Origin of the sequence: Streptomyces spinosisporus (assembly GCF_022698145.1) — a bacterium.
GTDB classification, from domain to species: Bacteria; Actinomycetota; Actinomycetes; order Streptomycetales; family Streptomycetaceae; genus Streptomyces; species Streptomyces spinosisporus.
Genome location: NZ_JALDAX010000002.1, coordinates 304397 through 329283, shown reverse-complemented (window position 1 = coordinate 329283; position 24887 = coordinate 304397). Strand labels below are relative to the sequence as shown.

The 24887-nt window shown below is 71.9% G+C and carries 23 protein-coding genes and 2 tRNA genes; 7 read left to right on the top strand and 18 right to left on the bottom strand.

Annotated elements, in window-relative coordinates:
- Positions 1–375: 375 nt before the first annotated feature.
- From MQN93_RS06660 to MQN93_RS06630, 7 genes are all read right to left on the bottom strand, one after another.
- Positions 376–449, bottom strand: a tRNA-Lys gene (locus MQN93_RS06660).
- Complete coding sequence (locus MQN93_RS06655) at positions 440–1033, bottom strand: bifunctional DNA primase/polymerase (protein WP_242708718.1); 594 nt, start codon at positions 1031–1033, stop codon at positions 440–442. Before MQN93_RS06655 ends, MQN93_RS06660 begins: the two co-directional genes overlap by 10 nt.
- 121 nt (positions 1034–1154) lie before the next feature.
- Positions 1155–1520: a DUF8844 domain-containing protein gene (locus MQN93_RS06650; RefSeq protein ID WP_242708717.1), complete on the bottom strand. Its 366-nt coding sequence runs from the start codon at positions 1518–1520 to the stop codon at positions 1155–1157.
- A gap of 110 nt (positions 1521–1630) precedes the next feature.
- Positions 1631–2968, bottom strand: coding sequence for an AAA domain-containing protein (locus MQN93_RS06645; protein ID WP_242708716.1), 1338 nt, complete (start codon positions 2966–2968; stop codon positions 1631–1633).
- Entirely contained in the window at positions 2965–4554 is a 1590-nt protein-coding gene (locus tag MQN93_RS06640) for an amino acid adenylation domain-containing protein (RefSeq protein ID WP_242708715.1), read from the bottom strand. The genes MQN93_RS06645 and MQN93_RS06640 overlap by 4 nt, the downstream gene beginning before the upstream one ends.
- Positions 4545–5729: a hypothetical protein gene (locus MQN93_RS06635; RefSeq protein ID WP_242708714.1), complete on the bottom strand. Its 1185-nt coding sequence runs from the start codon at positions 5727–5729 to the stop codon at positions 4545–4547. Before MQN93_RS06635 ends, MQN93_RS06640 begins: the two co-directional genes overlap by 10 nt.
- On the bottom strand, positions 5680–6624 hold the full coding sequence (locus MQN93_RS06630) for a phosphatase PAP2 family protein (protein ID WP_016434971.1): 945 nt from the start codon (positions 6622–6624) through the stop codon (positions 5680–5682). The genes MQN93_RS06635 and MQN93_RS06630 overlap by 50 nt, the downstream gene beginning before the upstream one ends.
- Positions 6625–6831: 207 nt before the next feature.
- Between MQN93_RS06630 and MQN93_RS06625 the strand changes: the two genes are divergently transcribed.
- Positions 6832–7428: a histidine phosphatase family protein gene (locus tag MQN93_RS06625; protein ID WP_242708713.1), complete on the top strand. Its 597-nt coding sequence runs from the start codon at positions 6832–6834 to the stop codon at positions 7426–7428.
- A 19-nt stretch (positions 7429–7447) separates the two neighbouring features.
- Here the strand turns inward: MQN93_RS06625 and MQN93_RS06620 are convergent, their stop codons facing one another.
- On the bottom strand, positions 7448–8914 hold the full coding sequence (locus tag MQN93_RS06620) for an NsdA family TPR-like regulatory protein (protein ID WP_242708712.1): 1467 nt from the start codon (positions 8912–8914) through the stop codon (positions 7448–7450).
- 299 nt (positions 8915–9213) lie between these two features.
- On the opposite strand from MQN93_RS06620, the gene MQN93_RS06615 reads away from it, so the two are divergent.
- Positions 9214–9594: a hypothetical protein gene (locus MQN93_RS06615; RefSeq protein WP_242708932.1), complete on the top strand. Its 381-nt coding sequence runs from the start codon at positions 9214–9216 to the stop codon at positions 9592–9594.
- A 47-nt stretch (positions 9595–9641) separates the two neighbouring features.
- Complete coding sequence (locus tag MQN93_RS06610; protein WP_242708711.1) at positions 9642–10529, top strand: spermidine synthase; 888 nt, start codon at positions 9642–9644, stop codon at positions 10527–10529.
- Between the two features lie 32 nt (positions 10530–10561).
- Here the strand turns inward: MQN93_RS06610 and MQN93_RS06605 are convergent, their stop codons facing one another.
- Positions 10562–11071, bottom strand: coding sequence for a hypothetical protein (locus MQN93_RS06605; RefSeq protein ID WP_242708710.1), 510 nt, complete (start codon positions 11069–11071; stop codon positions 10562–10564).
- Between the two features lie 111 nt (positions 11072–11182).
- Here MQN93_RS06605 and MQN93_RS06600 point away from each other — a divergent pair, with 111 nt between their 5' ends.
- The 3 genes from MQN93_RS06600 (at position 11183) to MQN93_RS06590 (ending at position 14943) form a co-directional block, all read left to right on the top strand.
- On the top strand, positions 11183–11887 hold the full coding sequence (locus tag MQN93_RS06600) for a response regulator transcription factor (protein WP_016434977.1): 705 nt from the start codon (positions 11183–11185) through the stop codon (positions 11885–11887).
- Positions 11884–13260 (top strand): sensor histidine kinase, encoded by a 1377-nt coding sequence (locus tag MQN93_RS06595; protein ID WP_016434978.1) that lies wholly within the window; start codon positions 11884–11886, stop codon positions 13258–13260. The genes MQN93_RS06600 and MQN93_RS06595 overlap by 4 nt, the downstream gene beginning before the upstream one ends.
- A 216-nt stretch (positions 13261–13476) precedes the next feature.
- The gene (locus MQN93_RS06590; RefSeq protein WP_242708709.1) at positions 13477–14943 is read left to right on the top strand and encodes a glycoside hydrolase family 18 protein; all 1467 of its coding nucleotides are present in this window, start codon (positions 13477–13479) and stop codon (positions 14941–14943) included.
- Between the two features lie 188 nt (positions 14944–15131).
- On the opposite strand, the gene MQN93_RS06585 is transcribed toward MQN93_RS06590, so the two are convergent.
- The 4 genes from MQN93_RS06585 to MQN93_RS06570 form a co-directional block, all read right to left on the bottom strand.
- Entirely contained in the window at positions 15132–16571 is a 1440-nt protein-coding gene (locus tag MQN93_RS06585; RefSeq protein ID WP_242708708.1) for a GH1 family beta-glucosidase, read from the bottom strand.
- A gap of 182 nt (positions 16572–16753) precedes the next feature.
- A complete protein-coding gene (locus MQN93_RS06580) occupies positions 16754–17647 on the bottom strand; it encodes a carbohydrate ABC transporter permease (RefSeq protein ID WP_016434981.1) in 894 nt (297 codons plus the stop codon).
- Entirely contained in the window at positions 17644–18672 is a 1029-nt protein-coding gene (locus MQN93_RS06575) for a carbohydrate ABC transporter permease (protein ID WP_242708707.1), read from the bottom strand. The genes MQN93_RS06580 and MQN93_RS06575 overlap by 4 nt, the downstream gene beginning before the upstream one ends.
- Entirely contained in the window at positions 18669–19994 is a 1326-nt protein-coding gene (locus tag MQN93_RS06570; RefSeq protein WP_016434983.1) for an ABC transporter substrate-binding protein, read from the bottom strand. Before MQN93_RS06570 ends, MQN93_RS06575 begins: the two co-directional genes overlap by 4 nt.
- Positions 19995–20320: 326 nt before the next feature.
- On the opposite strand from MQN93_RS06570, the gene MQN93_RS06565 reads away from it, so the two are divergent.
- On the top strand, positions 20321–21376 hold the full coding sequence (locus tag MQN93_RS06565; protein ID WP_016434984.1) for a LacI family DNA-binding transcriptional regulator: 1056 nt from the start codon (positions 20321–20323) through the stop codon (positions 21374–21376).
- Positions 21377–21451: 75 nt separating this feature from the next.
- Here MQN93_RS06565 and MQN93_RS06560 read toward each other — a convergent pair whose 3' ends face one another.
- The 5 genes from MQN93_RS06560 to MQN93_RS06540 form a co-directional block, all read right to left on the bottom strand.
- Positions 21452–21949 (bottom strand): GNAT family N-acetyltransferase, encoded by a 498-nt coding sequence (locus tag MQN93_RS06560; protein ID WP_242708706.1) that lies wholly within the window; start codon positions 21947–21949, stop codon positions 21452–21454.
- Positions 21950–22025: 76 nt separating this feature from the next.
- Positions 22026–22098: transfer RNA gene (locus tag MQN93_RS06555), tRNA-His, on the bottom strand.
- 104 nt (positions 22099–22202) lie between these two features.
- Positions 22203–22805, bottom strand: coding sequence for an oligoribonuclease (gene orn / locus MQN93_RS06550; RefSeq protein ID WP_016434986.1), 603 nt, complete (start codon positions 22803–22805; stop codon positions 22203–22205).
- A gap of 108 nt (positions 22806–22913) precedes the next feature.
- Positions 22914–24155, bottom strand: coding sequence for a helix-turn-helix domain-containing protein (locus MQN93_RS06545; RefSeq protein WP_242708705.1), 1242 nt, complete (start codon positions 24153–24155; stop codon positions 22914–22916).
- Between the two features lie 378 nt (positions 24156–24533).
- Positions 24534–24866 (bottom strand): hypothetical protein, encoded by a 333-nt coding sequence (locus MQN93_RS06540; protein ID WP_242708704.1) that lies wholly within the window; start codon positions 24864–24866, stop codon positions 24534–24536.
- Between the last annotated feature and the right edge of the window lie 21 nt (positions 24867–24887).

Sequence of the window (24887 nt, the reverse complement as noted above, 5' to 3'; positions counted from 1 at the left end):
AAACCCCGGCCCCCAGCCGCCCCTGCCGAGCCGTGAGGGGGTTTCGGGCGCCGAGGGTGCCGTCATCAACACCGGCGCCGACCCTCGCAGGGGGGTGTGGGTGGCGAAGCCCCCACCGCGCGCGGCGTAGCCGCGAAGAGGCCGCGCACCGAAGGCAGGTGCCGTGACCAACGCCAGAGCGGCTGGGCCCGTGGGCAGCAGCAGTGCTTTGCGGCTGCGTAAGCGTCGAGAAGGGTGCCGTATCACCGCCGGCGCCGGCCCTCGCAGGGGGGTGTGGGTGGCGGAGCCCCCACTGCGCGCGGCGTAGCCGCGCAGAATACGACGATGGCGAGACCGGTTCGCGCGTTCCGCGAACATGTCTCGCCATCGTCATCGTGCGCCGCCAGGGACTCGAACCCCGGACCCGCTGATTAAGAGTCAGCTGCTCTAACCAACTGAGCTAGCGGCGCCTGCTGACGTCGTAGACCTTAGCATCCTGATCGGCCGGGGGAAAAATCGATATGCGCACCGCGGAGCGGGCCGCGCGGATGGCTGCCCAGATGAGGATCTCGGGGCCCGGCAGCCAGGGGTGGCGGGTGTCGGGGGCGACGAGCCAGCGGGAGTCGCCGGAGGTCGGGGGGTCGGTCGAGAGCAGGGGCGGGACGGTCACCGCGTCGCCGTTGCCGTGGCACAGCAGCGGCGGGATCGCGGCCGTACGACTCAACTCCTCCCAGCGCAGCAGCGAGGGCAGCCGCTGGGCCGTGCCGGGCGCGGCGAACAGCAGCATCCGGCCCCGGAACGCCGCCACCGGACCCGAACCCGGCCCCTCGTCCCACAGCCGGTCGACCATGCGGCGCCCGAACACCGCGGGGACGCTGACAACGTCGAAGGCGGCGCCGCAGGGGAGCACGACCGGGGCGTCGGGCCGCTCCCTCCAGAGGGTGAGCGTGGAGCGGGGGTACGTCCCTGCCGAGGCGAGCCAGGCGGCTCCGTCGGCGGTGACTCCGCTGACGTCGAAGCGGTCGGCGAAGGGCTCGTTCCGTGTGCGGCTCATGCCAACTACATCTACCGGCTGTGAACGTACCGTTTCGAGGAGTTGCCGGAATCCGGGACAGATATATGCGGGAAGGAGTATTTTGCTCGCCTGGCATATGCCAAAGCGAAGCGGCCCGTTTTCACACCGGGTCCGGGGACCCCGGCCCCTCGGCCCCGCTCATCAGGCCCCGCCCGAACTCCACCATCTTCTTGGCATAGTCCTCGGTCCACTCGGCCCGTTCCGCGATGTCCGCCGCGGTCAGCCGGTCGAACCGCCGCGGATCCGCCAGCTGTGCGGCCGCCATCGCCTGGAACTCCACCGCACGGTCCGCCGCCGCGCGGAACGCGTGCGTCAGCTCCGTCGCGCGCGCCAGCAGCGCCCGCGGATCGTCGATCGACTCCAGATCGAAGAAGTGCTCCGGGTCGGAGGCCGCCGCCGCGGGCTCGAAGAGCAGGGGCGCGGGGCGTAGCCGCGGTTCGTTCCGACGCGGCGTGGGCTCCGCCATGTCTTCTCCTCCTCGTACGTCGCACACGACCCGTCCCAGAAACGGGCCACCGTCCATTGTCCCGCGCCCGCGCAAGTGGGCCTGCGGCGTCCGGCGGGGGCACCCCCTTCTCAAGGCCGCCAGGACACCCGGTGTTCCCGGAGGCGGGCGAGGACCGCGTGATTCGCCTCCCAGCCGTCCGGGAACTTCACCAGCGTTCCCAGCTGGACCGGCTCCGTGGACGGGTAGTCGTCGAGGAGTTCGCTCACCCCCGCGCGGCAGACCACGATGCACGCGTGCCGGTGGCGCGAGGTGAGGACGCACAGGCGGCCCGTCTCCAGATGGAAGGCGGTGGCGTCGGGGCGGCCGGAGAGGGGATGCAGGACGACCGTGACGTCGTACTCCCGTCCCTGCAGACGGTTGGCCGTGTCGACGGTGACCTCCGTGACGCCCAGCTCCGCGAGCGCCGCGCGCACGGCCGCCGCCTGGTCGCGATGGGCCGTCCCGACGGCGATCCGGTCGGCCGTCAGCGGCTGCGGCTCCCCGGGCGCGCGCTCCGACGTCGCCGCCCCCACCCGGTCCAGCAGCCTCCGTACGATCGTCGCCACCGCCCGCACCGCCTCCGGATCCGTCCGCGGTGTGTGCCGCGCGGGCAGCTCCAGCAGGCCCCAGCCGGACTCCGCGGCCTCGTCGATGACCCGGTCGGGACCGCCGCCGTCGGACGGGACGGCGAAGGCCAGCCGGCGGTCGCCGTGGCCGGTGCCGCTGCGGAAGGGCGTGAACGGGTAGAAGGCGTCCGACACCAGCGGCGCCGCGGAGGCGGGCAGCCGCCAGGACACCGGCAGGCGGTGCTGCGGCAGCTCGGGGTTGTGGGCCAGGAGGGTGGTCACGGCCGAGGCCGAGGGGTCGTACGACAGCCCCGCCCACTGCTCGCTGCCCACGATGGAGAACGGGTCGAGCTGGCCCGGGTCGCCCACGAACAGGGCCCGCTCGAACAGCCCGGCCACGGTGAGCAGCGCGTCCGAGCGCATCTGGTACGCCTCGTCGACGATCGCGTGCCGCCACGGCTCGTCGACCTTCACATGCGCCCACTTCGCGGCCGTGGAGACGACGACCGGCAGGCCCGTCAGCTCGCCCGCCTTCGCCGCCTTGCGGACGTTCGGCAGGTCGTCGAGCGCCTTGTCGTACGGGTCGGCGTCACTGCTGTGCAGCCGGCCCACCGGCAGCTCGGGGCTCTTCTCCGCGAGGCGCAGGACGAGATCGTCGACCTGGGCGTTCGTCTGCGCGACGATCATCAGCGGGCGGCCCGCGTCGGCCAGTTCGAGCGCGGCCCGCACCACCAGCGTGGACTTGCCGGCGCCGGGCGGGGAGTCGACGACGACGCCGCGGTGGGCGCTGTGCAGGGTGTCGGCGAGGATCGCGCCGGTGGCCTCGGCGGCCGCGGCACCGGGGTCGAACACGGTGGTCACAGGACGTCCTCCGCGGTCAGGGGATCGGCGGCCTCGGGCACGGCCTCACCGGGCGGCCCGCCGTGGGTCCACGGTGTCGCCTCCGGGTCGGGCAGCTTCGGACCGCCCCGCTGCTCGTGCTCGAACGTCGTGAAGCACAGCAGATCGCCCTTCTCGGGGACCGAGCCGGCCTCGGGGACCTTGCCACGGCCCATCTTGTCGACGATGCGCAGGACGAACAGGTCGTCCGCCTCCCGCCCGACGAACTCCGCCGCCTGCGGCTTGCCGCCCAGCGAGCGGTACACCTTGGCGCGCTCGCCCAGGTGCGGGCGGTCCTGTGTCCGTACCGTGACCAGCGGGCGGGGGCTCGGCCGCTTGCCCTCGCTGTACGCCATGACGACGTCCGTCACCTCCCCGGCGAACGCCTCCCCGGACAGCCGCCGCGCCGCCATCACCAGCGGGTCGTCCAGGGCCTCCTGCGCCTCAAGCCGGGCCTGTTCGCGCTCGCGTGCGGCCAGCTTTCCGGCCGCCGTGACGGCGTCGTCGCGGCGCGGCTGCGGGGGCTCGCCCGCGGCGATCCGGTCGCGCTGGCCGGTGAACGACCAGCGGTCGCGCGTCCACCGCTCCTCGACATGCGCCCCCTCGGGCAGCGCACGCAGCAGGTCCAGGCCCCGCCAGACCTTCTCCCAGGTGGGCAGGGTGCGGCTCAGCACCAGCTCGCGGATCTCCCGCTCGGCGGCGGTGAGTTCACCGAGCCGGGTGTCCGCCTCCAGACCGTCCTGGGCGGCGGCCAGGGCGGTGCGCGCGCGGTCGTGGCGCTCGATGGCGGGAGCGAGCAGCTTGTTGTCGAACGCCGGGTCGGTGGCCGGTCCCGCGGGCGGGCACTCCAGCTGGCCGTGCGCGTCCCGGGCGAGCTCGGCCGCGCGGGCCGCGTCGGCGCCGGAGACGCCGTCCGGCGGGTCGATCCAGGCGAGCAGCGCCCCGAGGTGCTGGTCCTCCAGGGAGGACTGCCCGGTCGCCCAGTGCCGGGCCAGGACGTCCGTCGCCGCCAGCAGCAGCGACGAGCCGGGCACCCGGGCGCGCTCCCCGAAGTGCGTCAGCCAGCGCCCGAGCAGCGGCACGCGCGCAGGCGCCGGATACGGCGTCTCCGGGTCCTGCTCCGCCGTACGCCGAAAGCGCATGGAGCGGCCCAGCAGCCGTACGAAGTCGATGCCCGCGCGGCTCGGCACGATCAACTGCGGGGCGTCCGCGCACAGTTCGACCTCGACCTTGACCCGCTTGCCGCTCTCCGGGTCGGTCTCGGTGCGCTCCGCGGCCTCCACCTCGGCGCCGTACGCCTCCATGTACGGCAGGACGACGTCGGCCAGTTCGGCCAGGAAGGCGAATCTGAGGTCGCGGTCGCGCGGCTGCGGCACCGCCAGCAGACGCGGGGCGTCGCGGTCGGTGCCCACCAGCGCGCCGAGCGGGGCGCCGGCCTCGCCCGCGGTGGTCAGCGGCACGAAGACGAGAGGCCGCTCGGACAGATGCCGGTGCCGGACGGTGGCGGCCGGCTGGGCGTGGCCGGTGCTTACGGCCTCGAGACGGGCGAGGGTGGAGATCAGCGACACGGTGCGGCCTCCTCGCCGGAGGGCGCGGACGCGTGCGGGGCCGCCGCGACGGGCCGGTGCGGGACGGTCGCCAGGGCCTCCGCCCGCAGCCGGGCCGCCCTGCGCAGCGCCGCGACCGCCGGGTCGTCCGGGTCGCCGCTCATGCCCTCGGCCGCCGCCAGGACCTCGTCGACCGTCGTCAGAGAGCCCAGCTCGGCGCGGACCGGGCGGCCCAGGGACGTCACCGCCCCGGCCGCGCGGGACCGCTCCCGGCAGTGGAAGGCCAGCTCACAGGCGGACAGGCACTCGGGCGCATACGTCGCCGGGACCGACTCCACGGCCTCGGTCAGCTGCTCGGCGGGCAGCTCGGGGGAGAAGCAGACGCCCTCGGGCAGCGTGTCGGCGATGTCCTCGATGCGGGTCAGCCGCGTCAGCTGCCGGTCGGTGACGGCGCGCTGCTTGCGCACGTCGACGGCGGACGCGGTGGGCACGTTGGAGAAATCCCTGGGGCACACGAGCAGGATGCGGTGCCCCACCTCGGGCGCCGGATCGAGGCGGGCCGCGACCCGCTCCAGGGCCAGCACGTACACGGCGGCCTGGCGCGCCGCCGCGCCCACCTTCGCCGGGTCCGCGGAGCCGTCCAGCATCGGGAAGGACTTGATCTCGACGACCGTCCAGCGGCCGTCGGGGTGCACGACCACGGCGTCCGGCTCCAGGAACGCGGGCGAGCCGGCCACGTCGAGCGCGAGCATCGGGTGGTCGAGCAGGGTCCAGGTGCCCGGGGTGTCCGCGGCCTCGCGCAGGGCGAGCGCCGTGCGCGCCGCGCGTCCCTCGGGGCCGGTCGCGGCGAGGTCGGGCACCTGGGCCGCGGCAGCCGGGTCCGCGCGCGGGTCGAGCTTTTCGCGCACCAGCCGCAGCAGCTCCGCGCCGCCGTCCGCCTTGACCTTCGCCTCGAACGCGTTGCCCCGCATGAACGCGAACTGCGACTGCCCGAAGACCGACGGGGAGCCCAGCGCGTCCGCCAGCGCCGCCTTGTTCACCCCGGCGCCGTCCAGGATCGCGCGCCGTCTGCAGCCCGGGTTGGCGGCGAGCGCCGCGAGGGCGCGCGCGTCCAGCGCCTTGGCGGGTACGTCCGGTCCGCGCAGCTCAGCGAGCCGCTGCCGCAGCCCCTTCCCCGGCGTCCGTGGGAGAGGCACTCGGCTCTGCTCCGGATCCGGTCCGGGACTCGCGCTGCCGTGGAAATCGCTCACCCGCGGAAGTCTGGCATCCGGCACTGACAATCGAGGAACCCGCGTCCCGGGGGGCACCGGTGCCCCAGGAGATCTGCTCCCGGATCCGGTCCGCGCCCCGCATCACGTACGGCGCCAGGAGCAGGCCGACGCCCATCACCGCAGCGCCCGCGACCGCGTCGAGGAAGTAGTGGTTCGCGGTGCCCATGACCACGATCGTGGTCAGCAGCGGATAGGCGACGGCGACCACCTTGGTCGTACGCGTCCCGCCGTACCGCCACAGCATGACCCCGCACCACAGGGCCCAGCCCACGTGCAGGCTCGGCATGGCCGCGTACTGGTTGGTCATGCCGCCGAGCCCCTTCGGGGCGCTGGCCGCTCCGCCCCACCAGCCGTACGAGCTGTACTGCGCCATGGTGTCCACGAACCCGTGACCTGCCGAGAGCAGGCGGGGCGGGCAGGTCGGCAGCAGGGTGAAGCCGATCAGGCCGATGAAGGTGGACGTCATCAGCCAGGTGCGCGCGGCGCGGTAGTGCACGCTGCGCGACCGGAACAGCCAGACCAGGATCGCGGGCGTGATCAGGTAGTGCAGCGACGCGTACCAGAAGTCGGCCGGGACGCCGAGCCAGGTCTCGCGGGTGAAGAGGCGGTTGAGGGGATGCTCCGCGTTGATGTGGAGCCACTTCTCGATCCGCAGGATCACCAGACCGTGGTCCACGGCTCCTGCGGTGTCGCCGCGGGCGAGGAGCCGGCCTGCCGAGTAGCAGCCGTACACCAGGAGGATCAGCGGCAGCTCGGTCCACCAGCGCAGGCGGGTCCGCGGGGCTGCTGCCTCGATGCCTGGTGTCTCGGTCTTCGGCATCCGATCGCCTCCCCCTTCGTTCTCGAACCGCGCCCGCTGATGAGTCGGGCGTGCCACTTTACGGCGTACGTACGCGCCCGCCACGGGCGCCCCCGGCCCTCAAAGACGCAGAGATCGCCCCTCGGGTTGCCCGTCGGGCCATGGTCCAGGGTGCGCGATGATGGAGGGGTTCCGCCTGTTCTTTTGTTCCGGAAGGTCTTCCTCCTCATGGCACCGCGCATCCTGCTGGCCCGGCACGGACAGACCGAATGGTCGCTGTCCGGCAAGCACACCGGCAGGAGTGACGTGCCCCTCCTGGAGGAGGGCAGGCGCGGCGCCAAGCTGCTCGGCGAGCGGCTGCACCGGGCGCCGTTCGACGCCCTCCCGGGCGCCGAGGTGCGCACCAGCCCGCTGGCACGCGCGCGTGAGACGTGCAAACTGGCCGGGTTCGGGGAGCGGGCGGCCGTCTGGGACACGCTCGTGGAGTGGGACTACGGCGCCTACGAGGGCATGACGCCGAAGGACATCCAGGACGTCCGGCCGGGCTGGCTGATCTGGCGGGACGGCGTCCCCGAGGGGGAGTCACTCGCAGAGGTGACCGCCCGGGCCGACGAGGTGGTGACGTGGGCGCGCGAGGCCGACCGCGACGTGCTGGTGTTCGCACACGGCCACATCCTGCGCTCCATCGGGGCACGCTGGCTGGGCCTGCCGATCGGCTTCGCGGCCCGGCTACGGCTGAACCCGACGTCCCTGTCCGTGCTGGGCTGGGCCTACGGAGAGCCGGCGATCGAGAGCTGGAACGACTCGGGCCACCTCGCGGCCTGACCGTGCTGCCCCGCCCCGCTCACGCCGTGCGGGGCACCGAGGTGTGGCGGTCCAGGAAGCCCGAGACGCCCGACGCCCGCCGGTGCGGCAGCAGGACCCGGGCCGTTCCTGCCAGCATCGTCTGGATGCGGGACGACTGGACCTGGTCGAGCAGGTCGAGCACCCGCATCCCGGCCGCCGCCGCCTCGTCGGGGCGGCCGCCGCGTGCCAGGTCGTCCGCCAGTTCCGCGGTGTACAGGGCGATGTTCCGGGTGAAGTGCGGGTCCTGCAGATGTGCCGCACGCCGCGCGTGGCGGGCGGCACGCGACCAGTCGCCGAGCGTCGACCAGCACTGCGCCTCCAGGCCCTCCAGTTCGGCCTCCCCGTAGAAGCTCATCCACTCGGGGTCGGCGTCCGAGGGGCCGCGCTCGTAGAGGGTCTGGGCGCGCACCAGCGCCTGTTCGCAGCCGGTGCGGTCGGCGAGCCCCGCCCAGCCGCCCGCCTCGCGCAGGGCGAGCAGCGACATCAGGCGGTCCGATCCGAGGGACCGCCCGACGCGCTGCGCGGCCTGCGCCGCCCGTACCGCCTCGCGCGGACGCCCGGCGTCGCGCGCGAGGAACGCGGTGTTGCAGAAGGCGTGCGCCTCCAGGGCCTCGTCGCCGGTCAGTCGGGCGGTCGCCAGCGCCTCCGCATAGTGCGAGCGCGCGTCGTCGAAGCGTCCGGAGTCGTGCGCCAGCCAGCCGACGGAGATGGCGAGTTCACCGGCGCCCGAATGCAGCCGGTCGGCGGTCGCCTGCCGGGTCGCGCCCGCGTCCAGCAGCTCGTAGGCGGCGCGCAAGGGGGCCGACGCGCGCCGGTAGAGCCCGTCCGCGCCGTGCCGGTCGTCGAGCACCCGGATTCTGCGTACGGCCTCTTCGAGTGCGTACGCGTCGCTCGTCCCGGGGCGGCGGACGGGGCGTCCCGCCGCCGCTGCGTCCAGGGCGAGCCCGATCTGGCCCAGCGAGGCGGCGGCCACCGTGGCACTGCCGCCGGTCATGAATGCGCGACGTAGCACGTCGCTCTCCTCGTAGCTCTCGTGAAGCGCATGGCTCTCGTGGTGAGCATGCGGGTCGTGCGGGTCGTGCCGGTCCTCCCGGCGGTGCGGGTCCTGAGGGTTCGGTGTGTCATACGGCTCGTGGGCCCCATGCGTCTCACCGGGCGCGCCGGCCCGGCGGCCGCGTACGGACGCGCGGGGCGCGAAGCCCAGGTCGGTGAGGGTACGGCCGGGGAACATGTGCAGGAACACCCGTTCGTATGCGTAGTTGGGGCAGCGGATCTCGCCCGCCTCGACCCGCCCGACGTAGCGCGCGTCGCAGCTGACCCGCTCGCCGATCTCGCGCGCGGCCCGACGGACCGCCGCGGCGAACTCGGCCGGTGAGCGCTGTCCGCGCAGCTCCCGGAAGACGAGGTTCGGCCGCGGTGGCCGTGGGGGCGTGGGCTGAGACGAGGTCACCTGTGACGACGCCATGGCCGGGTCCTCTCGTGCGAACCGTCGAACCATGCCGGATTCAGGGTGAGTTGACTGGGTTGTTCGTTATGTACCCGCCCTGTCCCGGCGGCCACGAACGTACCCGCTGTGCCGGACCGGCCACGCAGGGTTTGGCTACAAAACGGATATCTCATGCGGGATCTGCCATGAACTGCCATCCTTTGTGGCTGACTTCCGCCGTAGCCGTTGACGCGGCGGCGCGTTGAACCCTGTGGACCGGGAGCCGCCCGACTCCCGACCCGCTTTGTTCAAGGAGGGGTTCCGTGGTGGAGACCGGGATGGAGACCAGGCAGAGCGACATTCCTCGTGCACAGGGTGCGTGCGATCTCGTCACCGTGCCCGCCCGCCAGGGCCTGGAGGCCGTCGACATCCTGCGCCGCGGGCCGGGCGAGGCGGTCGGCCCCGTTCTGCACGACGACGACGGCGAGACCCTGGGCTTCGTGGTGCCGCCGGGCACGGCCGCCGCCTGGGACGTCCCGGGCAGCACCTGCACGGAGACCGACGGCCGCGGGACGAGCCTGCACCCCGAGCCGCCCGTTGAGGGCTCCGACTGGCTGCTGCCGCCCGGCGAGGCCGACCTCGCGACCGACCCCGCGGTGCTGCGCGCGGCGCTCGGCGAGGCGGCCCGGATCATCAAGGCCGCCGACAGCTGCCGCTGACCCACCCTGCGCGGGCGTGGCCGTCCGGGGCCACTGATAATGGCGCGATGGGAAGGTCCAGGAACCCGCGGCGATCCAAGGGCGGTGCCCGATCCAGGGGCGGTGCCGAAGCCGTCGTCGAGACCGTCGACGGCGGACTCGCCCAACTCCTGCCCGACCCCGACCGGCCCCAGGGGTGGACCCTGCTGATCGACGGGGCGCCGCAGTCCTACGTCGACCTGGACGACCCGTCCCATCTCTCCTTCGAGTACCAGCGCAGGCTCGGGCACGTCATCGACCTCGCCGCGCCGGCCGGCAAACCCGTGCACGCCGTGCATCTGGGCGGCGGAGCCCTCACCCTCGCCCGCTACGTCGCCGTCACCCGCCCCCGCTCCACCCAGCAGGTCGTCGAGCGGGATGCAGCACTGGTGCAACTGGTGCGCCGGGAGCTGCCGTTGGACACGAACGCCCGGATACGGGTGCGCGGCACCGACGCCCGCGAAGGGCTCGGCAGGATGCCCGACGGCTGGGCCGACCTCGTCATCGCCGATGTGTTCAGCGGGGCCCGCACGCCCGCCCATCTCACCTCGACCGAGTTCCTTGACGAGGTCCGCAGGGTCCTCAGGCTGGGCGGCTGCTACGCCGCGAACCTCGCCGACGGGCCGCCGCTCGCCCATCTGCGCGGCCAGATCGCCACCGCGGCCGCCCGGTTCGCGGAACTCGCGCTGATCGCCGACCCGGCCGTGCTGCGCGGCAAGCGCTTCGGCAACGCGGTCCTCGTCGCCTCCGACAGCGCCCTCCCGGTCGCCGAACTGACGCGCCGCGCCGCCTCCGACCCACACCCGGGCCGCGTCGAACACGGCCGCCCGCTCATGGACTTCACCGGCGGTGCGCCGGCCGTGACGGACGACGCGGCAACCGCCTCACCGGCCCCGCCGCCGTCGGTGTTCCGTTAGACAAGGGTCCAGAAGGATCCAGCCAGGGACGGTCAGTAATTGCCGATCTCGACGTGCGGCGGCCCGTCGTGCCAGGTGCAGAACACCGACACCCGGTCCGCTCCGGAGGTGAACTCCACCCGGATCCACGACTCCGTCTTCCACACCTGCATCGACCAGCCCGCGCCCGGTGTCGCCGACACCAGCGTCGCGTCCGCCGCGCCGAGTGAGAACACCGCGCGTCCGCCGTCCGTGTCGTAGCCCTTGATCTGGCCGGACGCGGTGGGGGTGGGCGTGGGGGTCGGGGTCGGCTTCGCCGACGGTGTGCGGGTCGGGGAGGGCTTGACGGGCTTGCTCTTCGAGGGGGTGGGGGAGGGGCGCTTCGTCGACGACGCCAGCGGCTTCGAATCCTGTGTCGTCGCGTCCGCAGCCGTGATGGGCAGGGCGCGCGGCGGGTCGTACGCCGTGCCCGCCATCACCGTGTGGACACCCCACCACGACAGCGTGACCGCCGCGCCCGTGGCGAGCGACCACGCGAGTACGTGTACGAGTCCTTTGCCCATCGCGGGCCATACTGCCTCACGCGTCCCACCGGTGTCCCGCCCGTTGTCCACAAGAGCGGAGTTGTCCACAGGCTCCGACCCGCTTCCTCCGCATGGCGTACGGTGCCGCGCATGGCAAGTGTGCTCGTGGTCGAGGACGACCAGTTCGTGCGTTCGGCGCTGATCCGGCACCTGACCGATGCCGCGCACACCGTGCGCAGTGTCGGGACGGCGCTGGAGGCGCTGCGCGAGGTCGCCCATTTCGCTTTCGACGTCGTCATCCTGGACCTCGGACTGCCCGATCTGGACGGGTCCGAGGCGCTGAAGATGCTGCGCGGCATCACCGACGTGCCGGTGATCATCGCCACCGCGCGGGACGACGAGACGGAGATCGTCCGGCTGCTGAACGCCGGCGCGGACGACTATCTGACCAAGCCCTTCTCGGTCGAGCACCTGTCCGCGCGGATGGCCGCGGTCCTGCGCCGGGCCCGCACCGCCCCCGTGGACGCCCCGCCGTCCACCGTCCTGCGGGTCGGCGGCCTGACCGTCGACCCGCTGCGCCGCCAGGCCGAGCTTGACGGCGCCCAACTCGACCTCACCCGCCGCGAGTTCGACCTGCTGGCCTTCCTGGCCGGACGGCCGGGCGTCGTCGTCCCGCGCAAGGAGCTGCTCGCCGAGGTGTGGCAGCAGTCGTACGGCGACGACCAGACCATCGACGTCCATCTGTCCTGGCTGCGGCGCAAGCTGGGCGAGACGGCGGCCCGCCCCCGCTATCTGCACACCCTGCGGGGCGTCGGCGTGAAGCTGGAACCACCGGGTGGGGAGCCGCCGCGATGAGATGGGCACTGGTCAAGGTCTGCCTGGCGGTCACCGCCATGGTCGTGGTCGCCTTCGCGGTGCCGCTCGGGCTCGTCATCAAGGAGATGGCCCGCGACCGCGCGTTCTCCAACGCCGAGCGGGAGGCCGCCGCGGTCGCCCCGGCGCTGTCCATCACCACCGAGCGCGACCAGCTGGAGCGGGTCGTCGCCTCCGCCGGCTCGGACTCCGGGATGGCCGTGCACATCCCCGCGGCCGCCGGGCAGCCGGCCCTCGACCTCGGACGGCAGCGCGCCGCCGACAAGGACATCGCGACCGTGCGCAAGCTCGGCCGCGCCTCCACCACCGAGGTCTCCGGCGGCTCCACCCTGCTGCAGCCCGTCGCGCTGAGCTCCGGTGCGATCGCCGTCGTCGAGGTCTACGTCCCCGAGTCCGAGGTCACCAACGGCGTCGGCACGGCGTGGGCGGTGCTCGCGGGCGTCGGCGTCGCGCTGATCGTCGGCTCCGTCGCCGTCGCGGACCGGCTGGGCGGGCGCATGGTGCAGCCCGCGCAGCGGCTGGTCGAGGGTGCGCACGAGCTCGGCGAGGGCAAGCTCGGCGCGCGGGTGCCGGAGGAGGGCCCGACCGAACTGCGCCTGGCCGCCGTCGCGTTCAACTCCATGGCCGACCAGGTCGTACAACTCCTGGCGAACGAACGGGAGTTGGCGGCCGATCTGTCGCACCGTCTGCGCACCCCGCTGACCGTGCTGAGGCTGAACGCCGCCTCCCTCGGCGACGGCCCGGCAGCCGACCAGACCCGGGCCGCCGTCGCCCAGCTGGAGCGCGAGGTCGACACCATCATCCGTACGGCCCGCGACGCCAAGCCGCAGACCGCGGCGGCCGGGCCCGGCGCCGGATGCGACGCCGCCGAGGTGGTCCGCGAGCGGATGGGGTTCTGGTCGGCGCTCGCGGAGGACGAGGGCCGCAAGTGGCGGGTGGCCGGCGCCGACCGGCCGGTGCGCATACCGGTGGCCCGGGCGGACCTCGCCGCCGCGCTGGACGCCCTGCTCGGCAATGTCTTCCGGCACACGGCCGAGGGCACGGCCTTCGCGGTCGACGTGCACAACGGCGAGGACGCGGTGATCGTGCTCGTCTCGGACGCGGGCCCCGGCATACCCGATCCCGAGGCGGCGATGGCGCGCGGCCGGGGCTCCGGCAGCGACGGCTCGACCGGCCTCGGGCTGGACATCGTGCGCCGGCTCGCGGAGTCGACCGGCGGTGACGTGCGGATCGGCTCGTCGGTGCTGGGCGGCACCGAGGTGCGGATCTGGATCCAGCTGGACGGGCGGGAGCGGACGCCCGGCGGGCGGGGGCACCGCTCGGTGCGGCGCCGCAGGAAGGCGCTCGCCAGGTGAGCTCGAACGGCAGGTGGTCATGGGTGTCAGGTGACCGTGGGTGTCGGCGCGAACGCCCGCGGGAGTCGGACTGGTCTTGACCTTTAACCGTCCCCGATCCCTTCCTTAAGCGCACCCTAAGATCCTCAACTGCCGTCCGGATCAATCCCTTTGCCCGATTCCGGATCGCTAGCGTGCTGCCGCACCCACCCCCCGTCACAGCGAAGGCAGGCACGGATGAGCACGCACCGGCGCAAGGTCAGCGGCAGAAGCAAGGCGATAGGCGCAGTGGTCGCCGCGGCCGTCGTGGGCGGTGGCGCTTTCGCGCTGACAGGCGTCGCGCAGGCGGCCGGCGTGGGCGCCGCGTACACCAAGACCAGTGACTGGTCGACGGGTTACACCGCGCAGTACGTCGTCACGAACAACACCGGCAGCACCGAGAAGGACTGGAAGCTGGAGTTCGACCTGCCCGCGGGCGCGAAGCTGAGCTCGCTGTGGAACGCCGAGTCGAGCGTCAGCGGACAGCACGTCACCGTGACGTCGGCCAAGTGGGACACCGACGGCCTCGCGCCCGGCAAGTCCGTCACCGTCGGCTTCGTCGTCAACGGCAGCGCCGATCCGAAGAGCTGTCTCATCGACGGCGCCAAGTGCTCCGCCGACGACGGCGCCACGCCCGAGCCGAGCGGCCGCCCCACCGAGTCCGCGACGCCGACGCAGAAGCCGACCGCGACCCCCACACCGACCAAGACGTCGACGCCCACCTCGACCCCGACGGCCACCCCCTCGCAGAGCAGCGGCACCGGCACCAAGGCGAGCGCCGGCTTCTCGCCGTACGTCGACACCTCGCTCTACCCGGCCTTCGACCTGGTCGCGAGCGCCGACGCGACCGGCGTGAAGAACTACAACCTCGCCTTCATCACCGACGGCGGCGGCTGCACGCCCAAGTGGGGCGGCGTCACCGACCTCGGCAGCGACGGCGTGGCCTCGCAGATCGGCGCGCTGCGCGCCAAGGGCGGCGACGTGCGCGTCTCCTTCGGCGGCGCCTCCGGCTCCGAGCTGGCGACGACCTGCTCCTCGGCGGACGCGCTGGCGGCGGCGTACGGCAAGGCCGTGGACCAGTTCAAGCTGACCAAGGTCGACTTCGACATCGAGGGCGGCGCGCTGCCCAACACCACGGCGAACACCAACCGCGCCAAGGCCATCGCCAAGCTCCAGCAGCAGCACCCGGACCTGGACGTCTCCTTCACCCTCCCGGTCATGCCCGAGGGCCTCACCCAGGACGGCGTGAACCTGCTGTCCAACGCCAAGTCCAACGGCGTGAAGATCAACGCCGTCAACATCATGGCGATGGACTACGGCGCCTCGTACAGCGGTGACATGGGCACCTACGCCGAGCAGGCGGCCACCGCCACCCAGGCGCAGATCAAGGGCGTGCTCGGGCTGTCCGACGCGGACGCCTGGAAGACGGTCGCGGTCACCCCGATGCTCGGCGTCAACGACGTCTCGTCGGAGATCTTCAAGGTCGACGACGCCACCCAGCTGGTGAACTTCGCCAAGTCCAAGGGTCTGGGCTGGCTGTCCATGTGGTCGGCCACCCGTGACAAGCAGTGCGACGGCGGCGCCAAGCCCACCGCCGACGCCACCTGCAGCTCGATCGTCCAGGACAAGTTCGCCTTCTCGAAGGCCTTCGCCGCCTTCAACTGACCACCGCGAAACGGGGGCCGTTGCGTCCCGGCCGGACATTCCCCCCACCCGGCCGGGGCGCACACGTATGCCGGGGCGCACGCGCAGGAAGAGCGGGGCGCGGCGCCCCCCTCGGGCGCCGCGCCCCTCCCCCGCCATGGGGTCCCCCCGTCGGACCGGTTCGGCGGACCGGAATCGGCCGACCGGAATCAGTCGACCGGAACCGCCGGCAGCGTCCCCGTGCGCGCCGCCTGTCCGTACCAGTGGGCGCTGGACTTCGGGGTGCGGGCCAGGGACGCGTAGTCCACGTACACCGCGCCGAACCGCTTCTCGTAGCCGTACGCCCACTCGAAGTTGTCCAGCAGGGACCACAGGTAGTACCCGCGGACGTTCGCGCCGTCGGTGATCGCGCGGCGGACCGCCGAGAGATGGCCGTGCAGGTAGGCGATGCGCTCCGGGTCGTGCACACGGCCGTCGGGGTCGGGCTTGTCGTCGTAGGCGGCGCCGTTCTCGGTGATGTAGAGGGGCAGCCCCGGGGCCTCCCGCGTGTAGCGCATGATCAGCTCGTGCAGACCGGTCGGGTCGATCGTCCAGCCCATCTCGGTGCGCTCGCCCGGGGTCTGGTGGAAGGCGACGTCGTCCGCGCCGGGCCAGGGGGAGTGGTCGCTGGCGCCGTGGCCGTCGCTGCGCGGGCCGGTCTGCGCGGGGTCCGCCGCCGAAACGAGCGTCGGCGTGTAGTAGTTGAGGCCCAGCGCGTCCAGCGGCTGGTGGATCGCCTGCAGATCGCCGTCGAGGACGTACGACCAGTCGGTGATCAGCTCGGTCGCGGCGAACAGCGACTCCGGATACGCCCCGTGCAGCATCGGACCGTGGAAGACGCCGTTGGCGAGGTCGTCGATCCTGCGCGCGGCCGCCAGGTCCGCCGGGTCCTGCGGGGAAAGGGGCCTGACCACCGAGGAGTTGAGGCTGATCGCCACCGAGTTGCGGGCCGGCATCACCGAGCGGAGGGCCGAAGTGCCCAGGCCGTGCGCCAGGTTCAGATGGTGGGCGGCCCGCAGCGTCGCCTCCGGGTCCGTCCGGCCCGGTGCGTGCACTCCGGAGCCGTAGCCCAGAAAGGCGCTGCACCACGGCTCGTTCAGCGTGATCCACTGCTCCACCCGGTCGCCGAGCGCCTCGCCGACGATCTGCGCGTACTCGGCGAAGCGGTACGCCGTGTCCCGCTCCGGCCAGCCGCCCGCGTCCTCGAGCTCCTGCGGCAGGTCCCAGTGGTAGAGCGTGATCGCCGGCTTGATGCCGTGCGCGAGCAGCTCGTCCACGAGGCGCCGGTAGAAGTCCAGGCCCACCTGCACGGCCGGCCCCCGCCCGGTCGGCTGCACCCGCGGCCACGAGACCGAGAACCGGTAGGCGCCCAGGCCCAGGTCGGCCATCAGCGCCACGTCCTCGCGGTAGCGGTGGTAGTGGTCGACAGCGATGTCACCGTGCTCGCCGCCGACGGTTTTGCCCGGCGTATGGCTGAAGGTGTCCCAGATCGAGGGCGTACGGCCGCCCTCCCGCACCGCCCCCTCGATCTGGTACGCGGAGGTCGCGGCGCCCCAGAGGAAGGGGGAAGGAAAGGTCACCGGGGTCGCGGAGGGTGCTGACTCAAGCATGGAAGCGCTCCCATAAGTGGTCGTTCAGACCGAAGAGTTGGAGGGGGAGGGGGAGAGGGGCCGAAGCGGCGGTGACCCGGCCCCGGGACGTCTACGGCGGGAGAGGTGGGAAGGCGGAAAGGCGGAAAGGTGGAAAAGGGGAAGGGGAAAGGGGCCACGAAGGGAGGGCGCGCCCGGGGCCGTCAGCCCTTGATCGCGCCCTGCATGATGCCCCCCACGATCTGCTTGCCGAACAGGATGAACGCGATCAGCAGCGGCAGCGTGCCCAGCAGCGCGCCCGCCATGATCACGGCCTGGTCGGGGACATAGCCCGTGCCGAGCGAGTTGAGGGCGACCTGCACCGTGGGGTTCTGCTGGTTCAGGGCGATGATCGGCCACAGGAAGTCGTTCCAGGCGAACACGAAGGTCAGCAGGCCGAGCACGGCCATGGCCGGCCGGGCCGCCGGGAAGACCACGTGCCAGACCACTCTGAGACTGCTCGCCCCGTCCACCCGGGCCGCCTCGATCAGCTCGGTGGGCAGCGCCTGCACCAGATACTGCCGCATGAAGAACGTGCCGAAGGCCGTCACCAGCGTCGGCAGGATGACCGTCTGCAGCTGGTTCGACCAGCCGAGGTCGCTCATCCACAGATAGAGCGGTACGACGGCCAGCTGCGGCGGGATCATCATCGTGCCGATCGTCAGCAGCAGCAGGAAGCCGGAGAACTTGAACCGCAGCTTGGCGAAGGCGAATCCGGCGAGCGTGGAGAACAGCACCGTACTGACGGTGATGGTGCCCGCGACGATCACGCTGTTGAGCATCGCGGTGCCGAGTCCGGCCTGGTCCCAGGCGCTCTGCAGGTTCTTGAACAGATTCCCGCCGAACCACAGCGGCGGCGGCGTCTCGGCCAGCCGGCGGTCGGTGCGGGAGGCCGCGATCGCCGTCCACACCAGGGGCGCCAGCGATACCAGGGCGAAGACCGTCAGGACGATGTACGTCACCGGGCCCGCGTGCAGCTGCTTGCCCGCGCCCATCACCCGACGGGACGGGCCCTTCTTCTCCCGCGTCTGAGGCAGCGTCAGTTCACTGGTGGTCATTGGGACTTCCTCATGCGTCGGGTCACCAGCATGTTGATCACGGCAATGATCAACAGGATCAGGAACATCGACCAGGCGATCGCGGACGCCTTGCCGAGGTTGCCGATGATCCAGCCCTGGTCGTACATGTACAGGCCGAGCGTCTGGTACTGGTGCTCGGAGCCGCCCTTGGAGCCGCTGACCCCGCCGAACAGCAGGGGCTCACCGAAGAGCTGCGTCGCGCCGATGGTGGAGACCACGACGGTGAACAGGATCGTCGGGCGCAGCTGGGGGATCGTCACATGCCGGAACTGCTGCCAGCGGTTGGCCCCGTCGATCGCCGCCGACTCGTACAGGTCGGTCGGGATCGCCTGCATCGCCGCCAGATAGATCAGCGCGTTGTAGCCGGTCCACCGCCAGATCACGATCGACGACACGGCGAACTGCGAACCCCAGTCGGACTCCCGCCAGTTGATGGGGTCGATGCCCACGAAGTGCAGGAACCAGTTGATCATGCCGCCGTCCCACGAGTACAGCAGCGTGAAGACGAGGGTCGCGGCCGCCACCGAGGTGGCGTACGGGGTGAGCATCACGACGCGCCACACGGTCGAGCCGCGCAGCCGGTAGTTGAGCAGGTGCGCCAGGCCGATCGCCGCCATCAGCTGCGGGACGGTCGAGATCACACCGATGGTGAAGGTGTTCTTCAGCGCGTTCCAGAAGAAGTCCGAGCTGAGCAGGTTCTTGTAGTTGTCCAGCCCGGCCCAGGTCTGGGTGTCCAGCGAGGACAGCTGCACGTTGTGCAGCGAGTACCAGGCCGTGTACAGCAGCGGGATCAGGGAGAACGCCCCGAAGATGATGAAGAAGGGGGAGATGAACGCGTACGGCGACGCCTTCATGTCCCAGCGGTACAGCCGGCTGCGCCAGGAGCCCTGGTCCGGCGGCTTCGTACCGCTACCGTGAGCGCCCCGGGCCGCGCCCGGCTGTGAGCCGGACGCGGCCTCGGCGCTCGACGCGGGGTGCGCGAGAGCCTGCTTGGAGCTGGTCACTGGCCGAGCACGTCCTTGATCTCCTTGGTGGCCGCGCTCCAGCCCTCGTCGGGCGACTTGCCCTTCTGCTCGACCTGGAGGATGCCGACGTCGGTGATGGCCGTGTTGATCGGCTGGTCCTTGATGCCGAAGTACTGGACCGGGATGGTCTCGGCCGAGTCGGCGAAGATCTGGGTGATCGGCGCGTTCGAGAAGTAGGCCGTGGTGTCGGCGGCCGGCTTCAGGGTGGAGAACGCCGACGGGGTCGACGGGAAGCTGGCCTGCTTGGCGAAGACCTTCGCCTGCTGCTCGGGCGCGGTCAGCCACTTCGCCAGGGCGACGGCCTCCTTCTGGTGCTTGCTCGCGGTCGGCACGCCGAGGAAGGAACCGCCCCAGTTGGACGCGGTCGGGGCCGCGGCGACGTCCCACTTGCCCTTGCCGGAGTCACCGGACTTCTGCTCGATGTAGCCGATCATCCACGCCGGGCAGGCGACCGTGGCGAAGGTGCCGTTGGCGTAGCCCTGGTCCCACGGCTTGTCGAACTGCTTCAGCTTCGCCGACATGTTGCTGGTCGCCACCGACATCGCGACGTCCCAGGCCTTGGACACGCCGTCGGACTTGTCCCAGATGACGTTGCCGTCCTTGTCGTAGTACCGCTCCTTGCCGCCGCCGAGGGCCGCGTTGTAGACGGAGGAGGCGGAGTCCACGAACTTGGTGCCCTTGGGCGCCTTCTTCATGTAGTCCTTGCCGACGTCGACGTACTTCGCCCAGTCGCCCTTCCACATGTCGGCGAGCTTGTTGCGGTCGGTCGGCAGGCCGGCCTTCTGGAACAGGTCCTTGCGGTAGCAGATCGCCATCGGGCCGGTGTCGGTGCCGAGCCCGATCAGCTTGCCGTCCTTGGTGGTGGCCTGGGCGTTCTTCCAGTCCAGCCACTGGGACTTGTCGACGTCCTTGCCGAGGTCGACGAACTTGGCCGCCTGCGTCTGGACGGCCTCGGTGATGTTGCCGACCTCGATGGCCTGGATGTCGTCGGTGCCGGAACCGGCCTGCAGCCGGGTGAGCACCTTCGGCCAGTACACGTCGGTACGGGTGGTGACGTTCTCCTTGATGGAGATGTCGGGGTGCAGCTTCATGTATTCGTCGTAGAGGCCGGCCTGCTTGTAGCCGAAGACGCCGAAGGTGCCGACGGTCAGCGTGGTCTTGCCCTTGGCGTTGCCGCCGCCGTCGTTCGAGCCCGACGAGTCGTCGTCGTCACTGGCGCAGCCGGCCAGCAGCCCCGTGGCCAGCGCGGCGACGGCCGCGAAGGCCACCACCCGGTGGGACCGGCGGGTACTCGTGCGCATTGGGTCCTCCTGTTGCCTGACGTGCCGACCCCCCGGCCAACTGCATAGGTTGGGCCCGTTCGTACTCGCTGCGGCTCGGGCGGGGAACGTGCGGGATGTGTATGTGTCAGGTACTGTGGGAGCGCTCCCACAAGTGATGTGTTGAAGGTTCGTCGGTTCCGGCGGGGGTGTCAAGGGTGGAAGCCGGGCTAGATGCGTTCAGTTATCGGGCTGTTAAGTGGACTTGACGGGTCCGGTACAGGGTGGCCCACAGCGAAGGTCACTCCAGCAGACGGGGCTGTTAGATTCCAGCCCGGCAGCGAAAACGGCGGAAGGCGGCGGAGCCCATGGCAGGCCACGGAGGTCGGAGCCGGAGCGGGGGCCGGCCCACCCTCGAAGAGGTCGCCGCGCGCGCCGGCGTCGGACGCGGCACCGTCTCACGCGTGATCAACGGCTCGCCCCGGGTCAGCGACGCGACCCGCGCCGCGGTCGAGGCGGCGGTCGCGGAGCTCGGCTACGTCCCGAACACGGCCGCCCGCGCGCTCGCTGCCAACCGCACCGACTCGATCGCCCTGGTCGTCCCCGAGCCGGAGACCCGCTTCTTCGCGGAGCCGTACTTCTCGGACATGCTCCGGGGAGTGGGGGCCGAACTCTCCGACACCGAGATGCAGTTGCTGCTGATATTCGCGGGCAGCGACCGCGAGCGCCGGCGGCTCGCCCAGTATCTGGCCGCGCACCGGGTGGACGGCGTGCTGCTGGTCTCCGTCCATGCGGACGACCCGCTCCCCGACCTGCTGGCCCAGTTGGAGATCCCGGCGGTGATCAGCGGTCCCCGCTCGGCCGCGGAGACGCTGACCTCGGTGGACTCCGACAACTACGGCGGCGGCCGCTCGGCGGTCGAGCATCTCATCCAGCGGGGCCGCCGCAAGATCGCGCACATCACCGGCCGCCTCGACGTCTACGGCGCCCAGCGCCGCGTCGACGGCTACCGCGACGCGCTGCGCGACGCGGGCCACAGGGCCGACGACCAGCTGATCGAACCGGGTGACTTCACCGAGGAGGGCGGCCGCCGGGCGATGGCGACGCTGCTCTCCCGCCGCCCCGACCTGGACGCGGTCTTCGCCGGCTCCGACGTGATGGCGGCCGGCGCCCGCCAGATCCTGCGCAAGGAGGGGCGCCGCATCCCCGACGACGTGGCGCTGGTCGGCTACGACGACTCGGCCATAGCCCGCCACATGGACCCGCCGCTCACCAGCGTCCGCCAGCCCATCGAGGAGATGGGCCGCCGCATGATCGACCTCCTCCTGACCGAGATCGCCGACCGCCGCCCGCCCACCTCCCGAGACCTGGACCGCCGCCAGATGGTGTTGGCGACGGAACTGGTGCCGCGCACCTCGTCCTGATCCGGTGGCGGCGCCTGCAGGCGGGCTGTGCGCGGCGGCCCAACGCGGCGCTCACGCACAGGAGTTGACGGTACGTCACGCACGCAGCGAGCGGCGCCAGCGTACCTCGCCGTCCTGCATCTCGGCCGTCGGCGCCAGGCCGGCCGCGCGGGCGACCGCCGCCGAGGCGAGGTGGTCCGGGTGGATGTGGGCGATGACCGTGTGGAGGGACCGCCCGCTCAGGTGGTCCACGAGGGCGCGAGCCGCCTCCGAGGCGTAGCCGCGGCCCTGCCAGGGGGTGCCGACGACCCAGGCGATCTCCGCGGTCGGGCCCATCACCGTCGCCTGGACGGTTCCCACGAGTCGGGACTCCGACGTCTCCCGCAGCACCCAGTTGCACCAGGAGACGGCCGGGTCGGGGCTGCCGGCGACCAGGCGTTCGTAGCGTTGGCGCAGGGCCTCGGCAGTGCTGGGGCTGCCGCCGATGAAGGTGTGCAGGGCGGGATCGGAGAGGACGACGGCCATCTCGGCGGCGTGCGAGACCTGAAGGGGGAGGAGGTCGAGGCGGGTGGTGCGGATGGTGCCGATGTCCATGTGCCGCCCCTGCGGAGCCCGGAGAACGAAGCAGCCGGTGACCCCGATCCTTCAAGGTCACCGGCTGACTACTCAGGGTGAGTGACGGGACTCGAACCCGCGACATCCTGGACCACAACCAGGTGCTCTACCAGCTGAGCTACACCCACCACGACCGGCGGTTGACTTCGTGGTTCTCCGACCGGCCGAGAAAAAGTGTACAGGGTCCGAAGGGGTGCTCGCGCCCAGCTTTTCCGGCGTCCCCTCCGGCCTCCTACTGCGCAGGCAGGACGTGCTTCGCGGCGATCGACCTGGCCGTGTCGGAGTCGGGCCCTGGCTGCGGCACGAAGATCGCCTCGCGGTAGTAGCGCAGCTCCGCGATGGACTCGCGGATGTCGGCGAGCGCGCGGTGGTTGCCGTTCTTCTCGGGGCTGTTGAAGTACGCCCGCGGATACCAGCGCCGCGCCAGCTCCTTGATGCTGGAGACGTCGACGATGCGGTAGTGGAGGTAGCCCTCGAGCGTCGCCATGTCCCGGAGCAGGAAACCGCGGTCCGTGCCGACGGAGTTGCCGCACAGCGGAGCCTTCCCGGCCTCCTTGACGTGCTCGCGGACATAGGAGAGGACCTGCTCCTCGGCGTCGGCCAGGGTCGTGCCCCCGGCCAGCTCCTCCAGCAGCCCGGACGCGGTGTGCATCTGACGCACCACCTCCGGCATCGTCTCCAGGGCCTGGTCCGGCGGGCGGATGACGATGTCCACACCCTCACCGAGGATGTTCAGTTCGGAGTCGGTGACGAGGGCGGCAACCTCGATGAGCGCGTCGTCGGACAGCGAGAGGCCGGTCATCTCGCAGTCGATCCACACCATGCGATCGTTCATGCGACCACCCTAAAGCTGGCGTGCGCTTTTGGGTGCCCCGCGGTCCGGGCGGTGTACCGGTGCACCGGGGGCGGACCCCCGGTACACCGCTCACCTCTCGTCCTCACGTCAGGTACCGCTGCGCTGTCCCGGCACGCTCGCGCGGCTGGTGACGTACGACTCGCGGCCGTTGTCCGCGGACGCGGCCGCCGTCGTCGACAGCGCGGGACCCGAGCCGAGCGCCGAGGCCGCCGCGCGCCGGCTCTGCAGCGGGACCGGGCTCTCCGGGTGCAGGGACGGGCCCGGCAGCACGGGTCCTGCCGAGCCCTCCAGGTCGGCCGGCTTGTCGCCCTGCGGACGGCGGGCGCGGTACGCGGCGCGGTAGGCGGCCGGCGACGAGCCCAGCTGACGGCGGAAGTGGCCGCGCAGCGCCACCGGCGAGCGGAAGCCGCAGCGGCCCGCGACCTCGTCCACCGAGTAGTCCGACGTCTCCAGCAGCCGCTGCGCCTGCAGCACCCGCTGGGTGATCAGCCACTGCAGCGGGGCGCTGCCCGTCAGCGAGCGGAAGCGGCGGTCGAAGGTGCGGCGGCTCATGTACGCGCGTGCCGCCAGCGTCTCGACGTCGAACTGCTCGTGCAGGTGCTCCAGCGCCCAGGCGACGACCTCGGCGAGCGGGTCGGCGCCGATCTCCTCTGGTAAAGAGCGGTCCAGGTAGCGCTCCTGGCCTCCTGTCCGGCGCGGTGGGACGACCAGTCGGCGGGCCAGCGCACCGGCCGCCTCGTTGCCGTGGTCCGTCCGCACGATGTGCAGACAGAGGTCGATTCCGGCCGCCGTACCGGCCGATGTCAGTACGTCTCCGTCGTCGACGAAGAGTTCTCTCGGATCCACGTGCACCGACGGGTAGCGCTTGGCCAGCGTCGGTGCGTACATCCAGTGCGTGGTCGCGGGTCGGCCGTCCAGCAGGCCCGCCGCCGCCAGGACGAAGGCGCCGGTGCACAGCCCGACGATCCGGGCGCCTTCCTCGTGCGCCCGGCGCAGTGCGTCGAGCGCCTCCTCCGGTGGCGGAGAAGTGATCGAGCGCCAGGCCGGTACGACGACCGTGCCCGCGCGTGAGATCGCTTCCAGGCCATGCGGCGCGGTGAGTTCCAGGCCCCCTGTGGTCCGCAGCGGGCCTTCCTCGCCTCCGCACACCAGCAGTCGGTAGCGCGGCACGCCGGCGTCCTGGCGGTCGATCCCGAACACCGACAGCGGTATGGAACTCTCGAAGATGGGGCCGCCGCTGAACAGCAGCACCGCGACGATCTCCTTGCGGCGTCGCCCGGAAAGCTTCCGGGCCGCGGCTTCCGGCGCGGCAGTGGAGTCGTGGCTCATACTGCTAAGCCCCCCTCGGTGGTCGCGGCTCCTCGGTTGTGTCGCTCCTGCACGTTTCCCCTCGGTCCTGCACGAGTCCCCCGCCGTAAGACGTCAAGATCGAATCTACTGTGTCCCGTGGTGCCGGGGTGACCCAGTTCGGGAACCGGCACATTGTCGACATGGCAACTTGGCGTGAAGCATTCGATCACGAAGCGTTGCACTCGCGGGCCGTGCAGGGAAGTGCGCCTTGTCGCAGTGGCCAATCCACATAGGGTGCGCGGGGCCTGTGAGCCCCTGTTCGTGCAGGTGGAACGGGGGTTGGGGGGTGGTGGGGGCAAGGAATGCACGGTGGCCGGAAGTTGGCTGAAAAGCGTCGTGCGCGTGCGCGGAAACCGGTCAGCCGACCGGTGTGTTTCCCCCGGTGCGTCGTCCGCCTCTGTGAGCACCCGTGCCGCTTCTGTGACGACGGCCGCCCCCGGCGGCGGCCTCCTCGGGCGCGCGGCCGGCCGCGCCGCGCTCCGACTGGCGCAGCAGCAGACGGCACACGGCGGTGACGGCGGCGAGACCGAGGGCCGTGCCCGCGGCGCCGGCGAGCGAGGTGCCGTACCAAAGGAGTACCACCGGAACCAGCACGCAGCTGAACGCCGCCCAGCGGACCACGTCGGTCACGGCGTCCTGGGGCGGATTGCTCGCGTGGGGAGGTTCGGGGGTGGGGTGCGGTACGGGCATGCGTGCTCCCTGGGGCCGGGT

Excerpts from the sequence above, each read along its gene's own strand:
- MQN93_RS06655 (WP_242708718.1), bottom strand. The coding sequence starts at position 1,033 with ATGAGCCGCACACGGAACGAGCCCTTCGCCGACCGCTTCGACGTCAGC.
- MQN93_RS06650 (WP_242708717.1), bottom strand. The coding sequence starts at position 1,520 with ATGGCGGAGCCCACGCCGCGTCGGAACGAACCGCGGCTACGCCCCGCG.
- MQN93_RS06630 (WP_016434971.1), bottom strand. The coding sequence starts at position 6,624 with ATGCCGAAGACCGAGACACCAGGCATCGAGGCAGCAGCCCCGCGGACC.
- MQN93_RS06625 (WP_242708713.1), top strand. The coding sequence starts at position 6,832 with ATGGCACCGCGCATCCTGCTGGCCCGGCACGGACAGACCGAATGGTCG.
- MQN93_RS06620 (WP_242708712.1), bottom strand. The coding sequence starts at position 8,914 with ATGGCGTCGTCACAGGTGACCTCGTCTCAGCCCACGCCCCCACGGCCA.
- MQN93_RS06615 (WP_242708932.1), top strand. The coding sequence starts at position 9,214 with ATGGAGACCAGGCAGAGCGACATTCCTCGTGCACAGGGTGCGTGCGAT.
- MQN93_RS06610 (WP_242708711.1), top strand. The coding sequence starts at position 9,642 with ATGGGAAGGTCCAGGAACCCGCGGCGATCCAAGGGCGGTGCCCGATCC.
- MQN93_RS06605 (WP_242708710.1), bottom strand. The coding sequence starts at position 11,071 with ATGGGCAAAGGACTCGTACACGTACTCGCGTGGTCGCTCGCCACGGGC.
- MQN93_RS06600 (WP_016434977.1), top strand. The coding sequence starts at position 11,183 with ATGGCAAGTGTGCTCGTGGTCGAGGACGACCAGTTCGTGCGTTCGGCG.
- MQN93_RS06595 (WP_016434978.1), top strand. The coding sequence starts at position 11,884 with ATGAGATGGGCACTGGTCAAGGTCTGCCTGGCGGTCACCGCCATGGTC.
- MQN93_RS06590 (WP_242708709.1), top strand. The coding sequence starts at position 13,477 with ATGAGCACGCACCGGCGCAAGGTCAGCGGCAGAAGCAAGGCGATAGGC.
- MQN93_RS06585 (WP_242708708.1), bottom strand. The coding sequence starts at position 16,571 with ATGCTTGAGTCAGCACCCTCCGCGACCCCGGTGACCTTTCCTTCCCCC.
- MQN93_RS06580 (WP_016434981.1), bottom strand. The coding sequence starts at position 17,647 with ATGACCACCAGTGAACTGACGCTGCCTCAGACGCGGGAGAAGAAGGGC.
- MQN93_RS06570 (WP_016434983.1), bottom strand. The coding sequence starts at position 19,994 with ATGCGCACGAGTACCCGCCGGTCCCACCGGGTGGTGGCCTTCGCGGCC.
- MQN93_RS06565 (WP_016434984.1), top strand. The coding sequence starts at position 20,321 with ATGGCAGGCCACGGAGGTCGGAGCCGGAGCGGGGGCCGGCCCACCCTC.
- MQN93_RS06560 (WP_242708706.1), bottom strand. The coding sequence starts at position 21,949 with ATGGACATCGGCACCATCCGCACCACCCGCCTCGACCTCCTCCCCCTT.
- orn (WP_016434986.1), bottom strand. The coding sequence starts at position 22,805 with ATGAACGATCGCATGGTGTGGATCGACTGCGAGATGACCGGCCTCTCG.
- MQN93_RS06545 (WP_242708705.1), bottom strand. The coding sequence starts at position 24,155 with ATGAGCCACGACTCCACTGCCGCGCCGGAAGCCGCGGCCCGGAAGCTT.
- MQN93_RS06540 (WP_242708704.1), bottom strand. The coding sequence starts at position 24,866 with ATGCCCGTACCGCACCCCACCCCCGAACCTCCCCACGCGAGCAATCCG.